We start from the raw sequence: 14,503 nt of genomic DNA, 5'->3' as shown, positions 1-14,503 counted from the left end.
GGTGTGCGAACCACGCCAACAACAAGACGACCAGCCCCGATGCTGACACCGGGCCGGCCACAAGCCGGCAAGTGTGTCGCCAACGCTTTCACCAATAAGCGGGGGTAAGGAGGATGGGATGAAGCATCTCCACGAGTTTCATGTGGATAGCGTTGTTTATCTGGATGACCGGGGCGAGCCGCTTGATGAGCTGCCGCACCAGGCCAAGGATACCCAAAGGACCCTGGCCGCCTACCGCAACATGGTGCTGGCACGCACCTTCGATTCTAAAGCCATTGCTCTTCAACGCACCGGTAAGTGCGGAACCTACCCTTCGGTACTCGGCCACGAGGTGATTGGCACCGCAATTGGCCAGAGCCTGGCGAAGACGGATGTATTCGTTCCTTACTACCGTGACCAGGCTGCCCACATTCTGCGCGGGGTAAGTCTCAGCGAAATGCTGCTCTATTGGGGAGGGGATGAACGGGGAAGTGCCTGGAAGGCATGCCCTGAAGACCTGCCGATCGCTGTGCCTATCGCAACTCAGTGCTGCCACGCAGTGGGCGTGGCAGCGGCTATTCGGGTCCGGGGAGAATCCCGGGCGGTGGTGTGCTGCGTGGGTGACGGTGGAACCTCCAAAGGGGACTTCCTTGAAAGCATCAATCTCGCAGGCGCCTGGCATCTGCCTGTGGTCTTTGTGGCGATCAACAACCAGTGGGCAATCTCAACCCCCCGAAGCATTCAGACCGGTGCGGAAACCATTGCCCAGAAAGCTATCGGAGCCGGACTGCCGGGGCATATTGTTGATGGCAATGATTACTTCGCTGCTATTGAGGCGCTCGACAATGCACTGGAGCGCGCCCGTGCAGGCAAGGGCGGAGCCGTCATTGAGGCTGTGACTTATCGACTGGGTGATCATACTACGGCCGACGATGCTACCCGCTATCGCAGTGCTGAAGAGCTTCGGGAGGCGTGGGAAAAAGACGGCATAAAACGGTTACAGAATTATCTTCACAACGCCGGGCTCTGGAACCCGGAGAAGGAACAGGCGCTGCAGGCTGATTGTAAGCAGACTGTTGAACAGGCTGTTGAAGAATACCTGGCCACCGAAGCCGAACCTCCCACCGCAATGGTGGACTACCTTTTTGACAGCCTGCCCGCTGCGTTGGCATCACAGCGCGAGCGTATTGCCGAGAAATATCGGGGAGGTGAGTCATGAGCAAGCCCGATGTCCGTGATGTCACCCTGGTGGAGGCGGTCAACCTCGCTCTGGCCTGGGAGATGGAGCACGATGATAACGTGGTGGTGCTCGGTGAGGATATCGCCACCAATGGGGGAGTCTTCCGCGCGACGGTTGGTCTCAAGGACCGGTTCGGTTTCAAGCGGGTGATGGACACACCTCTGGCAGAGAACCTGATTGCGGGTACCGCCATTGGCATGGCAACCCAGGGACTGAAACCGGTGGCTGAGTTCCAGTTTATGGGTTTCATATACGCTGCCATGGAGCAGATCGTTAGCCATGCCGCCCGAATGCGAAATCGAACCCGCGGCCGCCTGAGTTGTCCGCTGGTATACCGGGCGCCATTCGGTGGCGGCATACATGCGCCGGAACACCATTCGGAGAGCACCGAAGCACTGTTCGCCCATATTCCCGGGCTACGGGTGGTGATTCCAAGCTCGCCACAGCGAGCCTATGGACTGTTACTTGCGGCTATTCGCAACCCGGACCCGGTAATCTTTCTCGAGCCCAAACGTATCTATCGGGCTGTTACTCAGGCTGTGGATAACAACGGCGAAGCCCTGCCACTGGATACCTGCTTCACCCTGCGTGAGGGCGAGGATGTGACCCTGATTAGCTGGGGCGCCTGTGTGATGGAAACTCTTCAGGCGGCAGACAAACTGGCAGAGCAAGGCATTATGGCAGAGGTCATTGACGTGGCGGCTGTCAGTCCGCTGGATCGGGACACCCTGCTGTGCTCGGTCGCAAAGACCGGCCGGGCGGTGATTGTGCATGAGGCCTGCGGCAATGGTGGTGTGGGCGCTGAAATCGCGGCCTCGATTGCTGAGGGAGCGTTCCTGGATTTGCAGGCGCCGGTGGTCCGGGTCACAGGTTACGACACCATCATGCCGTATTACCGTAACGAACAGGCCTACCTGCCCGAGGTGGGCGATATCGTTCAGGCAGTGGAACAGGTGATTGCGCTATGAAAAATTTCAAGTTGCCTGATCTGGGTGAAGGTTTGCCAGAAGCCGAAATAGTGGAGTGGCACGTCAACGTGGGCGACGAAGTGACTGTCGATCAGGTCCTCGTATCAGTGGAAACCGCCAAGGCCATTGTCGAGGTGCCGTCTCCTGAGGCTGGCACCATTGTAAAATTGTACGGCGAGCCTGGGGATATCATCCATACCGGGGAGCCGCTACTGGCCTTTGAAGGAGAGGGCAGCGACAGCGGTACGGTTGTCGGCGAACTGAAAGCCTCGAGGCCAGAGGCGGGCATGTCGGCAAAGGATGAGTTCATCATCGGAGCCGCCCCCTCAAGCAAGCGCGCCCGGGCTAATCGGGCAACGCCAGGGGTCCGGGCGCTGGCGGAACGCCTCGGCGTCAGCCTCGAGCAGATCCGTGGCAGCGGCCCGGGAGGTTTGGTTACCAACGATGATGTGCACAAACACGCCAGCCACCAGAAACAACTGGGTGATGCCGAGGCGCTTCGAGGCACTCGTCGTACTATGGCCAAGAACATGGCGCTGTCTCACGCTCATGTGGTGCCTGTGTCCATCTTTGAAGACGTGGACATTGGTGACTGGAAGCAGGGTACGGATATCACCATGCGCCTTGTTCAGGCCATTGGCGCCGCCTGTGAGGCATCGCCGGAACTGAACTGCTGGTTTGATGGCGATAACCTCAGCCGCCGTCTGCTCACGGAAGTCCACGTAGGCATTGCTGTTGATACGCCGGATGGCCTGTTTGTACCGGTGCTGCGTGATATTACCCACCGTAGTCAGAAGGACCTGCGCAGTGGACTCGAGAAACTGAGAGAGGCGGTGGCAACCCGTAAGATTCCGCCGCAGGAAATGCAGGGCGCAACCATTACCCTATCCAATTTCGGTACCATGACCGGCCAATACGCCAACCCGATCGTTACGCCCCCGCAGGTTGCCATTGTCGGGGCGGGGCGTATCCGTGAGAAAGTGGTTCCGGTTGACGGAGAGCCGGGGGTTCGTCCGGTGTTGCCGTTGTCACTGACGTTCGATCATCGCGCGGCAACCGGCGGGGAGGCCTCAAGATTTTTGCGGGCGATGGTAGAAGCCTTGGTATGTGCTTGAGGGATATCAATAAAAAATCATTGACGCTGACACAGCGGATGCGAAATCCTGAGAGTTACCTATAATGATGTGAATGATTATTGCTGTAGTTTATTTATTTCATTTGCCCCAGTTGCTGTGAGTCCCGGGTTTGGCCATTCTGAAAAAAAATATCTGGTCTCTTTTTTTCCTGATCGTCTTCAGTGGCCTGATCTTGCTCACCGTGATTCTGGTGTTTCGCTGGCAAGCCATCGTGTCCGAAACGAAAACCTACCAGACCACCCGTGCAGAGTTGGTGGACCAATCTGTAGACAGCCTTCTGAGGACTCAAGAGCTGGTGTTGGATGTGGTGGGCCGGGAACTTCTGAGACAGGAGGATCTGTATTCGGAAAGCCAGCACATCCCACTGCTGGACAGCATTCTCAGCGTTGATGAGTCGCTCGTGGGTTTCGGGCTGGCCCGCCCGGACGGCACCCTTGTGCGCACCAGTTCAAACCTTGATCTTTCTGAGCTTCCAAACCTTCGCACCCATCCCCAGTCCCGTGACAGTTTTGCCGAGGCTCTCAAGTCAGAGGCCATGGTTCTGGGTCGCACATACTATTTTGAGCCCCTCGATACCTGGTTGATACCGATCCGAAAAGCGCTCAGGAATGAAAACGGCGAGGTGGTTGCGGTGATGACCGCGGGTTTCAAGCTTACCTCAGGAAATTCGGTTTTCAACAAGAGGCTTTATGACGGGGCTGATGACAGCGTAATGCTGTACCGTGAGAGCGACGGCTACGTGCAATTTCTTTCCCAGGAAGGTTCCAGCCCCGACGTCTACTCCCAGATACATGTCGATAAAAAGACGCGTGATGAGCGGCGCAGAGGTTTTGAGATTGCGCTGGGCCGCACCGTTGAGTCGATCAAGCAGAGCCGCGAATCGGTGGTGGTCAGAACATCGCGGGGAGAGGAGTCCTTCATAACTGCGGCCATCTTCAATCAGCGTTATCAACTGTGGACTCTCTCTGAGACGCGCTTGAACAGCATCTACAAGGAATTTTCCGTCGCGTTGTTGCAATACCTGGCGGTTTTCATCGTGGCCGCCCTGGTATTGTTCAAATGGTTCAAGGCCATCGACGGCGCAGAACGCAACCGGCGCCGCGAACTGCTATACGTTTCCCGCCACGATGAACTCACCGGGTTGCTGAATCGGACGGGGTTGCTGGACCGCATTGAAAGCCTGATCCCGAGTCAGCAACCGTTCAGCCTGATCGTCATCAATATTGATAACTTCAAAGGCATCAATGACCGGTTCGGCCTGGAAATCGGAGACGCGGCGCTGATCGAGTTCAGCCGTCGTCTGGTGAACCTGGTAGAGCGCCGTGATGACCTCGCACGCCTTGGCAGTGATGAGTTCGCCATTGTCACTCCCAACACCGATCTGCTTGCCGTTGAGGACGCGTGCGTCTCCTTGGCGGATAACCTTGGTGAAACCTTCGAAGTCGATCGCCTCCGGCTGCAGGTAACCGCCAGTATTGGGGTGGCCTCCTTCCCCGATCACGGCAGTTCTCTGAGCAAAGTGATTCGCAGCGCCCATCTGGCGCTTTATGAGGCCAAGCAGAACCGTAATTCCGTCTGTGTGTACCGGTCAGAAATGGAACAGGCTTACCTGCGCCGCCTGTCGGTGGAGCAGCGTCTGCGTTACGGCCTGGCGACCAACTCCCTGTTTATGATGTATCAGCCGCAGGTGAACGAAGAGCAGCAAACGGTTGGTCTGGAGGCCCTGGTACGTTGGAAAGACGACGAGCTGGGTTTCGTCTCGCCGGCAGAGTTCGTTGAAGTTGCCGAAAAGAGCGGCCTGATGGTCCCGCTGGGCCGGTTTGTATTGGAAACCAGTGTTCGTGAATACGCTGAATTGCGCAAGGAACTTGGCCGCTCCATCGATCTGGCCATCAACATCTCGGTGATTCAGTTCCGGCAGCCGGATTTTGTTACCTCGGTGGTCAAAGTGCTCGAGACCTATGACGTTTCCCCCAAAGATCTGGTTCTCGAGATCACAGAGACCCTGTTCATGAGCGATTTTGACCGTGTGCTTTTCACCATTGAACAGCTTCGGGTGATCGGCATTCGGGTATCCATGGACGACTTCGGAACGGGCTATTCCTCCCTGAGCCTGCTGCGCAAACTGCCTTTGGACGAACTGAAGATCGACAAGAGTTTTGTGGACAGTATCCTGGAAGATGAAAAGGCCGCTAACATGATCCGTAGTATCATCGCGATTGCCCAGGGACACAGTATGGAGCTGGTCGCAGAGGGCGTTGAGGAATCGGAGCAGGCAAGCGCTCTGATCAAAATGGGATGTCGGCGCTTCCAGGGTTATTACTTCCACCGCCCGATGCCGTTGGATGCCCTGCGTGAACTCCTGGCGGAAACCTCCGAATCCTGAGCGAGCCTGCGACCATTAGCCGCAACTCGCGGCTTGGCAGCTGAATCAAAGCTTTCTATGCTGTTTGCCAACACGTCAGCCGAAAGGATCCCAGATGAAGCAATGCCTTAACGTGCTCCTGCTTGCAGCGGCGCTGATCTCCCCGAGTGCCTTCGCCCACGACTATACCCACGGTTCCATCGAGATAGAGCACCCCTGGAGCCGGCCAACGCCACCGGGAACCCCGATGGGCGTGGGCTATATGGCCGTGACCAACAACGGCAATGACGCGGTTACCCTGGTGAGTGCTGAAAGCCCGCGTGCAAGCCATATCTCCATCCACGAATCCAGCATGCGAGATGGCGTGATGCGCATGCAGCCTGTCAGTGGTGGCCTGGCTATCCCTGCTGGTGAGACCATTGAACTCAAACCCCACGGCTATCATCTGATGCTCGAGGGGCTGCGTGAAGCCCTGAAGCCGGGAGAGCGTATTCCCGTAACCCTTCAGTTTGACGGGGCAGAAAGCCTGAGTGTTGAACTGACGGTGGAGACGTTGGACGGCGCGATGAAACAGACAGAAATGAAGATGGAGCACTCCGAGCGTAAAATGAATTAAAGACATTTGGCCTGAGTACGTTACCGATGGTGTCACAGCAGCCTGTCCCCGATTTTCACACGAATGTGAGCCGCATTGACGGCATTCTCGAACCTTGGCGGGAGACGATTGGTGGCGATTTTCAGGGGTATCGAAACCATGTGATTCGGATGGCCACGGTCAGTCTTATGCTGTCACCCTGTAACTCTGACGACCAGAAAAAGTTGGAAATAGCCGCGTGCTTTCATGATATCGGGCTCTGGACTGCGGGAACTCTGGATTACCTCGAGCCGTCGCTACCGCCGGCAGAGGAGTACCTCAAGGCCCATGGCCATGCTGACTGGGTGCCAGAGGTCTCACAAATGATCCTCCAGCATCATAAACTGACTCCGGTAGCGGATGGTCAGTCCAGGTTGGTGGAGGTGTTCCGGCGGGCGGATCTGGTTGATGTTTCAAAAGGCGTGGTGCGATTCGGCCTCGGGAGAGGAGAGATCAGCCAGCTCAAAAAGGCGTTCCCGAACGCCGGTTTTCACGCCATGTTGATGCGTCGAACAGGTCGTTGGCTGCTGAAGCACCCCCTTAATCCATTGCCCATGATGAAGTGGTGAGGCGTTGCTCTGATGGCTTTTCATAATCCGGACCCCAAGCTGCGTGAAATCGAGTTGGAGAATGCACGGCTGCGCTCGGCCATGTTTTCCCGTGTCTATCGCCGAATCGGGCGTTTCCTCATGCGCCTGATGGGTAAACGCGAGGGCGAGTTCCAGAAAAACTCTGATGCCTCAGGAACGCCTGCATCAGACTCTGGCGGTTGCAGAGCTCGAGTTGATGATTAAGTCTGAGCTGCATGCTTCTCAACGGTACGATCAGCAAACCAGCGTCTTTGTTTCCTCACTTTCCACATCCACATAGCTGACCTTGACGGTATTGAAGTTCAGATCCACAAACAGGTGGCAGTAGTACTCCCCATGCCGCCAGGCCATGGCGACGCTGGAGTCGTTGGAGTAGTTCAGTTCAAATCGACCGTCGAATGCCGGGTAGTTGGTTCGGAACTTCATCAGAGCTAGCAGTCGCTGTACCACCGGTTTCTCTATCGCCTCATCCACTTCATCCAGCGTGTAATAGTGTCTGTTGATATCCCGCAGTTCGCCGGTCTTCTCCATCAGTTCCTGATCGTTGCAACCGGCGAGGAGACCCACGTAATAGACTTGGGGGATGCCTGGGCAGAAGAACTGGATGGCTCGGGCGGCAATGTAGGCATCGTCATTCTGCATCAGGGCGTCGTAGAAGGTACAGGTGAGCTGATAGATGGCGCCCACGCTGTGGATGTTGGCGGCGGAGCGGCGCATGATCGGGTCGGCACTGCGGGCATCGATGTTGTCGATCAGCACTTTGATCTTGTCATCCGGGAGCACACCCTCCACGTCCGGGATGCAGATGCCGTCGTGGGTGTCGAGCACGGTCACCATGTTGCGTGGGCACATGCGCAGCCAGTTTTTCAGGTACACGCTGTTGGCATCCAACAGCGAGTAGAGCAGCAGTGGCGGCAGGGCGAAGCCGTAGGGATGCATGTTGCGGCGGCTGATGGCGTACTGGTAACTGGTGTGATCATGAACCTCCGGAAGGCACTCGGCACCATGCTTCAGGGCGACTTCGTTGATCCAGTCCAGAATGCGGTAAACCTCGGGTTCCACCAGGAAGCAGCTGGTACCGATGCGTTTGGTGGTGTAGCCGAAGGCGTCCAGGCGCAGCAGGTTTACGCCCTTGGAGGTGAGAAAGCCGATGTAGCTCTCCATCAGCTGGTAGGCGAGGTCGCCGTCGTAATTCAGGTCGATCTGCTGCTCGGTGAAGGTGCACCACACGCGGGTTTGAGTACCGTCTGCCAGGGTGACTTCCCGGAACGGCTCTTTTTCCTTGCGGATATGGATCTTGGCCATGTCGTCCGGGGAAATCTCACCGAACTTGTCGACATGGACAAAGAGATCTGCGTATTCCGAGTCGAGCCCTTTGGCGATGAAGTCCTGGAATTCCTCGGACTCGTCGGAAATATGGTTCACCGTCAGGTCAACGCACAGATCGTATTTCTGGGTAAAGGCTTCGATGTCGTCCCAGGTTCCGAAGGCCGGATCCACCTCTTTATGGGTGAGGGGGGAAAAGCCGCCGTCTGCATTTGAGGGGAAAAATGGCAGGATGTGAAGACCACCAATGGCATCAGAAAGGTGTTTCTCTACGACGGTGTGAAGATCGTTCAGGTTGTTGCCGATTCGATCCGGGTAACAGATAAGCTGCACAGCGTTTATTAGCAGCATGGTGAGGCTCCTGGTCTGGAAAAGAATGGGGGCTCCGTGGCGGAGCCCCTGGGCGATAGTGGTGGGGCTCAGTTCGTCAGGCCGCGCTCTGGCCGATGTCTACAATTTTTTTAAGCTTGCTTGCCCGGCGCTCTTCCACGGAGTCTATGAATTCTTGGCCCCAATACCCGATGTCGTAACGACATACGGCTTCAAAGGCTTCGGTCAGCCGGTTTCTGGCTTCACTTCGGCTCATGGCCAGGGCGTAGTAACAGGTGTCGGCGAGATCTTGCGGGTGGTGAGGGTTGGCAAGAATAGCACCCCGAAGCTCTGCGGCAGCACCGGCAAACTCGGACAGCACCAGTACCCCGCTGCCCTGAGTAAGTCCCTGGGTGGCGATGTACTCCTTCGCGACCAGGTTCAGGCCGTCTCGCAGGGGGGTAATCCACATCACATCGGCCATGGTGTAGTAAGCCACCAGTTCCTCGAAGGGCAGGGCGCGGAAGAAGAACTGCACCGGCGTCCAGCCGACCCGCGCGAACTGGCCGTTGATCCGGCCGACAGTCTGTTCGATCTGCGATAGCAATTCCTCATAGATTGTCATGCCCTTGGCGGCCGGTACGCACACCATCATCAGGGTGACCTTGGTTTCCAGCTCCGGATGTTCGTTGAGCATGCGCTCGTAGGCGTGGAGTTTTTCAATAATGCCCTTGGTGAAGTCCAGGCGCTCCACCGAGAGAATCAGGCGGACGTCCTCCAGCTCCTCTCGCAGCGCTTCCATTCTGGCCTGAACATCCGAATCGTTCAGGGCATTGCGTACCCGGTTCAGGTCCAGCCCGACAGGGTGAGCGCCCAGTCCGATCCGGCGTTCATTCACTTTGATTTCGGTGCTCATCTCATCGAGCCCGACCGCGCAGCCATAGGTCAGGAAACGGGGGGCACATCCGGCCCTCTGAGTGACTTCCAGCGGCGTGACGCCTCGGGCGACGTCCACAAAGTTTTCAGCCTGTTTGGGAATGTGGAAACCGATGTGGTCACACTGCAACAGGCTGCCAATGATTTCCCGGCGCCAGGGCAGCACATTGAACACGTCGGCCGATGGAAAGTAGGTGTGGTGGAAGAAGGCGATGGTAACGTCCGGGCGCAGCTCCCGGAGATACGCGGGCACCATCCAGAGGTTGTAGTCGTGGATCCACACCACGGCATTCTCCGCTGCTTCCGCTGCGGTCCGTTCCGCAAACAGCTTGTTGACCTTGAGGAACACCTGCCAGTGATCGTCCCGGAACGTTGCCCTCTCCCAGAAGGTATGCAGAGTCGGCCAGAAGGCTTCCTTGGAGAAGCGTTTGTAGAAGATCTCAACGTCTTCCTTGGTCAGTGGGACCCGGGCGGCTACCAGCTTCTCATACCGGCGGGTATCTACCTCCGTGTGGGTCTGGAATGGTCCCAGCTCCGGATCGTCGATGGACCAGGCCACCCAGGAACCGGCTTTACCGTCGGCGAAGAAACTTAGCAGCGTGGGGATGATGCCATTCGGAGATTTCGGACGGCGGCGGATCAACTCACCGTTTTCGACCACTTCTTCATAGGGCAGGCGGTGATACACAATGACCAGGTCGGATTTGCCCGAATTCATGGCATCGGGAATCTCGGCTTCAATGCCGGCATGGCCCAGGTACCCGAAGTGTTCAAACGCTTCGAGTATGCCGCCACAGCCGGGTGCCTCGGCATGATAAACCCTGGCCTGATGCTCGGTGGCTTCCAATAAGCCACTCTCGGAAGCACCAACGCATACGCCTTTGAATACCTGTTGATACATGGACAAGTCGTTCAGCGTGTCACCGGCCACCAATACGGTTTCCGGATCCACGCCCAGATGTTCCACCAGACGGGTGAGGGTGCTGCCCTTGTTCACGCCTTTCGGCAAAATGTCCAGATACTTGCCAGCCGAGAACAGAACCTCGCATGACAGGGACTCGGCCGCGGAGCGCAGTTGATCGCTGACGAATTCGCCATCGCAAAAATAGGATACCCGCCGTTCCTGGGGGACTTCCTGACGTTGCAATCCTGCAAAGGATGAAATGGCATCTTCCACTGTCTGCTGGCCTGGCCAGAGCTCGTCGATTTCGCCCTGGATCGGATGAATCGCCTGCTGAGAATCGCCGTGCACCACGGTGCAGCCAACGTCGCAGATGATGTAGTCCGGTTGCGGAATGGTGGGATCCGAGAGCAGTGGAAGCACCGATTCGAGACCGCGACCGGTCACAAAGACCAGGTCAATCTCGGGGTGGGCAGAGATCAGTTGGTAGAGTTTGAGGCGGTGGTCCGGGTTACCGGCGAGGAAGGTGCCGTCCAGATCGGTGGCCAATAGCATCTTGGACTCCTGTGTCAGTTAACAGTCTGTCCAGGAGCTCAGCAAAACATCGCATTGGCAAGAGAGTCTCTCAGTACCTGCAATGCTTTGCTGAACCAGAGGACTCCTGACGGGAGTCTTGCAGGTATCGTACCGACTATTGGCCGATGGTCGGCGTGCTAAGCCTGTTTCAGCTAAATAATGCCATCAAAACAGTGGTATAGCATGCCTGATGGAACAGGGTTTAACGAACGACAAAAACCGAAATATCACTGTGCCTGACAATGTTTGCACCATTAGAGTGCAGGATGTGGAGTTTATCTCCCGGTCCGGGTGTGTGGGAGGCCATGACGATCAGATCGGCCCCGGTGTCTTTGATGGCATCCAGCACACGGTCGTCCAGTTCGATCGCGGTGTCCGGTGTGGTAATGACCAGGCTCTCGGTTTTTATGCCGTGGGCTTGGCCCTGCTCTTCGGCAAATTCTTTCATCTTCTCCGCCAGTTCCTCCGGCGTGTGCGCGGCGGCTCCGGGGGTCGTGTTGGTGATGGCCACGTAACAAAGCTTTGCCTGGTAGTGCTTGGCAATGTCTATGGCCGTGTTCAGTGCTTTGGCCAACTTATCGGTGTGAGACAGGTCAACGGGCACGAGTATCTTGTGATACATAGTGGATCTCCTTGTCTTGCGAACCATTCATCGCAGGGTTTGCCTATCAGTGTAGACCAAGGAGTTTGATCAGGTTGTCCCGGAAAGCTTCAGCCACCGGACGTCCGGCCAGGCCCTCCGCCAGGCGGATTCGTTTGTTGCCGTCCCGGAATGCAACGGAAAAATATTCGATGGTGCGATTGCCGTAGGTCATTTTTCCGCCGTCGACGAGTTCGACCTGGCCCGGGTTAACCAGCATGCCGGTTCGCTTCCACAGCGCAATGCCGCACCAGTAACGAACGGATTCGACCCGATTGGCCGAGATTCGGGTTTTCATGCTGCGTCCTGCCATGAACAACCCGCCGAGGAACATGGGAAAGCCAAACAATCCGAACACAAACGCCATCAGGTACAGCATGACGCCTTCGGTGGCCGCGGCATAGGCAAGCCAGACGCTTGCACCGCCGAAGATGATGCCGAACAGAATAACCATCAGCTTCATTGTCAGGTTGCGGCCAATCCGACTGGTCACGATCAGGCCTTGAGGGGCCATCTGAACATCGATCTGTTCGGCTGCTTCGGTCAGCGCCTGAACCTTGCCGACTCGCTCATGGTGTTCAACGTGAGCTTCACTCATCGTGATGGCGGAGCGTTCTGTCCCTTTGAGCACCGGAATATCGAACGTGCGCTCCAGTGGGAAGGGCTCGGTAGGCCCTGCGAGCAAGATACGCCAGGTGACCTGATCTCGGCCCTCGTCGTCGGTTTCAGGGAGATTTTCAGGCGGCTCAAACTTGAAGACGATGGATGAGCCCGGGTGCTCGTTGATCACTTCTGGAACCTGCTCGCTCTGCCAGATGACCGATTCCCGGCGGCTGCTGTTTTTGCCTTTACTGATGCGTACCCGGACGCATTGCAGGGTGATCAGCCAGTTACCATCCGTCGTTTGTCGCGCCAGTCGGATCCGGCCGGCAATGTCCCCGCCGACCTGCCCCGGGGCCGGGTCCAGTTGCAGCGGCGTTGGGCCGTAGTAGCGCCAGTTTCTGCGAGACACCCAGGCCATCCTGGCAAGCCATAGACCGACGAGAGGAAACAGAAGCACGGCGAGTATCGGCCAGTTGCCGTCGTTCAGCTCCTTCGGGATTGCAAGCAGTACCGGCACACTGATGCCGATGAACATAAAAGCCATGAAGGCGAATACCCAGAACCCGTGCTTTTCGGAGGAATGAATGGAATCGGAGGTCCGGATGTCGGCAGCGGAACGCGTCTTCCGGGTCCCCAGGAAGATAACGAGCAGTCCTGCGGCGCTGAATACGGCGCCGAAAATGGCCGTGAACAGGATTTTCTCCCAACGAATCTCCCGCACCAGATAACTTTCGGCAGGTGCGCTCGGGTTCACCCAGGCGCTGACCTGGCCCCGTGCCTTGGCCTGTTTAAGCCGACGGATCATGGCGTGGTGAAAGTCGCCAATGTTATCGCTGCCCCAGTCGTAGTTGACTCGAGAGCCGTAATAGGTTTTTCCGCGATAGTCGTACCGGTAGCTGGCGTTGATGGAGTAGGTGTCGGAATCGTCACTGGAGCTGGTCTGCAGGCTCACGCTATCCAGAATGGCGGGCACCCGGATCCAATCGGCACTGGCGGCGTGCTCGTAGAAGGTGAAGAGGGGGCCGACGATGAGAATTCCCAGTCCAGGCAGGGCAAAGAGCAGCCCGAAGATGATTACGCCGATGCCGGATTTCCGGTTTTTTTGTTTTTCTGCCACAGTGTGAGTGCCCTCCTTGTGCGCGAATGCCCGTGAGCCTGAGTAATTTAGCAAGCTTCAGGGCGAAAGAAACCCGGTAGCGACGAGATATGGACCATTACGACCCGATACTTGAGACCATTCCTGATGTCCGCGACGGCCTGACCAGGACGGAGCGGATCATTCTCCACGTTCTTAATGAGGCTCAGAAAGAACTGAATGGGCGTAACGTGCCGACGGTCATGCTCTACGGACGGGTGGTCGAATATGTGAATATCAGTGAGGCGGAACTGCATGAGTACCTGTACCGTCTTGGAGTGAGCCGGAATTGAGTGGGCAGCTCAATGGCGAAAGTCTCGAGGGTCCATCCGGTAATAGTTTTTCAGCGCGTCGAACACATCCGGTTGAGCCTTGTGGATGTGCTCCGGCTGCTGGAAGAAGGCTTCGGTCAGCACGGCAAAAAACTCCGCGGGTTGCGTCGCGCCATAGGGATCCAGCCAACTGTGGCTATGGTGCCGGAGTGACTGCCGCAGGTTTTCATAGGCTCGACTCATGGTTTGCTGCCACTGATCGGCAAATTCTCCACTCAGAGGTGGGGCGCCATCGGCGGTGCCGTCCAGATAGTCCAGTTGATGGGCGAATTCGTGGAGGATGACGTTGTGGGCACCGGCTGACTTCGAGGCAGCTTCTTCACATTCCGTCCAGGCAAGAACCACCTGCCCACGGCTGGAGGCTTCACCGGCGCGGACCTGTTCGTTCATGTGGACGATCATCCCGTCATGTTGCGGGGACTGTACCCGGTAGATGTCCGGGTACACGAGAATGCTGCGGACCTCGTCATAGGTGGAAAAGGGTCGTTCCAGTACCAGCAGGCAGGCATGGCCCGCGATGGTTACCCGGACGGTGTCATCCACCTCAAACCCATCACAGCCGTAAAAATCCTTCTCGGCGATAAAGAGCTGAACATGTTCCTCGAAGCGTTTTTTCAGTGATGAGTGGAGGCTCGCATAGAATGGCACTGTTTCATGCAACAGCTTCCGCCAGGTTTCGGGAAAGGGCTGCTGAAGTTCCCGCTGCCGACGCCAGTTTCGGTAGAAAAACAGATAGAAGACGGAGAGGGCAATAAAGGCGAAGGCAAATATCGCGTAAACCAGTGGTGATGACATTCCGTTTTTCCTTTGACGGGTGGTAAGTTTTGCCCTGG

At 56.9% G+C, this 14,503-nt stretch carries 13 protein-coding genes; 8 read left to right on the top strand and 5 right to left on the bottom strand.

The window, feature by feature from the left end:
- The first annotated feature begins 118 nt into the window (after window positions 1–118).
- From pdhA to D777_RS09835, 7 genes are all read left to right on the top strand, one after another.
- Window positions 119–1,198: a pyruvate dehydrogenase (acetyl-transferring) E1 component subunit alpha gene (gene pdhA, locus D777_RS09865; RefSeq protein ID WP_051669056.1), complete on the top strand. Its 1,080-nt coding sequence runs from the start codon at window positions 119–121 to the stop codon at window positions 1,196–1,198.
- Window positions 1,195–2,187, top strand: a complete 993-nt coding sequence (locus D777_RS09860; RefSeq protein ID WP_036131515.1) for an alpha-ketoacid dehydrogenase subunit beta — start codon at window positions 1,195–1,197, stop codon at window positions 2,185–2,187. Before pdhA ends, D777_RS09860 begins: the two co-directional genes overlap by 4 nt.
- A complete protein-coding gene (locus D777_RS09855) occupies window positions 2,184–3,302 on the top strand; it encodes a dihydrolipoamide acetyltransferase family protein (protein ID WP_036131511.1) in 1,119 nt (372 codons plus the stop codon). The genes D777_RS09860 and D777_RS09855 overlap by 4 nt, the downstream gene beginning before the upstream one ends.
- Before the next feature lie 130 nt (window positions 3,303–3,432).
- On the top strand, window positions 3,433–5,709 hold the full coding sequence (locus D777_RS09850; RefSeq protein ID WP_036131508.1) for a putative bifunctional diguanylate cyclase/phosphodiesterase: 2,277 nt from the start codon (window positions 3,433–3,435) through the stop codon (window positions 5,707–5,709).
- Window positions 5,710–5,803: 94 nt separating this feature from the next.
- A complete protein-coding gene (locus D777_RS09845) occupies window positions 5,804–6,304 on the top strand; it encodes a copper chaperone PCu(A)C (protein WP_051669055.1) in 501 nt (166 codons plus the stop codon).
- Window positions 6,305–6,369: 65 nt separating this feature from the next.
- Complete coding sequence (locus D777_RS09840) at window positions 6,370–6,891, top strand: HD domain-containing protein (RefSeq protein WP_201443361.1); 522 nt, start codon at window positions 6,370–6,372, stop codon at window positions 6,889–6,891.
- A gap of 12 nt (window positions 6,892–6,903) precedes the next feature.
- Window positions 6,904–7,116: a hypothetical protein gene (locus D777_RS09835; RefSeq protein ID WP_036131499.1), complete on the top strand. Its 213-nt coding sequence runs from the start codon at window positions 6,904–6,906 to the stop codon at window positions 7,114–7,116.
- Between the two features lie 30 nt (window positions 7,117–7,146).
- Here the strand turns inward: D777_RS09835 and gtfA are convergent, their stop codons facing one another.
- The 4 genes from gtfA to D777_RS17665 form a co-directional block, all read right to left on the bottom strand.
- Complete coding sequence (gtfA, locus tag D777_RS09830; protein ID WP_036131496.1) at window positions 7,147–8,589, bottom strand: sucrose phosphorylase; 1,443 nt, start codon at window positions 8,587–8,589, stop codon at window positions 7,147–7,149.
- Between the two features lie 76 nt (window positions 8,590–8,665).
- Window positions 8,666–10,939, bottom strand: a complete 2,274-nt coding sequence (gene ggpS, locus D777_RS09825; RefSeq protein ID WP_036131493.1) for a glucosylglycerol-phosphate synthase — start codon at window positions 10,937–10,939, stop codon at window positions 8,666–8,668.
- 223 nt (window positions 10,940–11,162) lie between these two features.
- Window positions 11,163–11,582 carry a universal stress protein gene (locus D777_RS09820; protein WP_036131491.1) on the bottom strand — a complete coding sequence of 140 codons (420 nt, stop codon included), beginning with the start codon at window positions 11,580–11,582 and terminating at the stop codon, window positions 11,163–11,165.
- Window positions 11,583–11,628: 46 nt separating this feature from the next.
- Complete coding sequence (locus D777_RS17665; protein WP_051669054.1) at window positions 11,629–13,320, bottom strand: DUF3592 domain-containing protein; 1,692 nt, start codon at window positions 13,318–13,320, stop codon at window positions 11,629–11,631.
- 89 nt (window positions 13,321–13,409) lie between these two features.
- Here D777_RS17665 and D777_RS09810 point away from each other — a divergent pair, with 89 nt between their 5' ends.
- Window positions 13,410–13,631: a hypothetical protein gene (locus D777_RS09810; protein WP_036131488.1), complete on the top strand. Its 222-nt coding sequence runs from the start codon at window positions 13,410–13,412 to the stop codon at window positions 13,629–13,631.
- 9 nt (window positions 13,632–13,640) lie between these two features.
- On the opposite strand, the gene D777_RS09805 is transcribed toward D777_RS09810, so the two are convergent.
- On the bottom strand, window positions 13,641–14,465 hold the full coding sequence (locus D777_RS09805) for a M90 family metallopeptidase (protein WP_036131484.1): 825 nt from the start codon (window positions 14,463–14,465) through the stop codon (window positions 13,641–13,643).
- Between the last annotated feature and the right edge of the window lie 38 nt (window positions 14,466–14,503).

It is taken from the genome of Marinobacter nitratireducens, assembly GCF_000708045.1.
Lineage (GTDB): Bacteria > Pseudomonadota > Gammaproteobacteria > Pseudomonadales > Oleiphilaceae > Marinobacter > Marinobacter nitratireducens.
Note: the sequence above shows the minus strand (reverse complement) of the source record. Positions and strands in the feature narration are given on the sequence as shown.

Excerpts from the sequence above, each read along its gene's own strand:
- D777_RS09845 (WP_051669055.1), top strand. The coding sequence starts at position 5,804 with ATGAAGCAATGCCTTAACGTGCTCCTGCTTGCAGCGGCGCTGATCTCC.
- pdhA (WP_051669056.1), top strand. The coding sequence starts at position 119 with ATGAAGCATCTCCACGAGTTTCATGTGGATAGCGTTGTTTATCTGGAT.
- gtfA (WP_036131496.1), bottom strand. The coding sequence starts at position 8,589 with ATGCTGCTAATAAACGCTGTGCAGCTTATCTGTTACCCGGATCGAATC.
- D777_RS09820 (WP_036131491.1), bottom strand. The coding sequence starts at position 11,582 with ATGTATCACAAGATACTCGTGCCCGTTGACCTGTCTCACACCGATAAG.
- D777_RS09805 (WP_036131484.1), bottom strand. The coding sequence starts at position 14,465 with ATGTCATCACCACTGGTTTACGCGATATTTGCCTTCGCCTTTATTGCC.
- ggpS (WP_036131493.1), bottom strand. The coding sequence starts at position 10,939 with ATGCTATTGGCCACCGATCTGGACGGCACCTTCCTCGCCGGTAACCCG.
- D777_RS09835 (WP_036131499.1), top strand. The coding sequence starts at position 6,904 with ATGGCTTTTCATAATCCGGACCCCAAGCTGCGTGAAATCGAGTTGGAG.
- D777_RS09810 (WP_036131488.1), top strand. The coding sequence starts at position 13,410 with ATGGACCATTACGACCCGATACTTGAGACCATTCCTGATGTCCGCGAC.
- D777_RS09860 (WP_036131515.1), top strand. The coding sequence starts at position 1,195 with ATGAGCAAGCCCGATGTCCGTGATGTCACCCTGGTGGAGGCGGTCAAC.
- D777_RS09855 (WP_036131511.1), top strand. The coding sequence starts at position 2,184 with ATGAAAAATTTCAAGTTGCCTGATCTGGGTGAAGGTTTGCCAGAAGCC.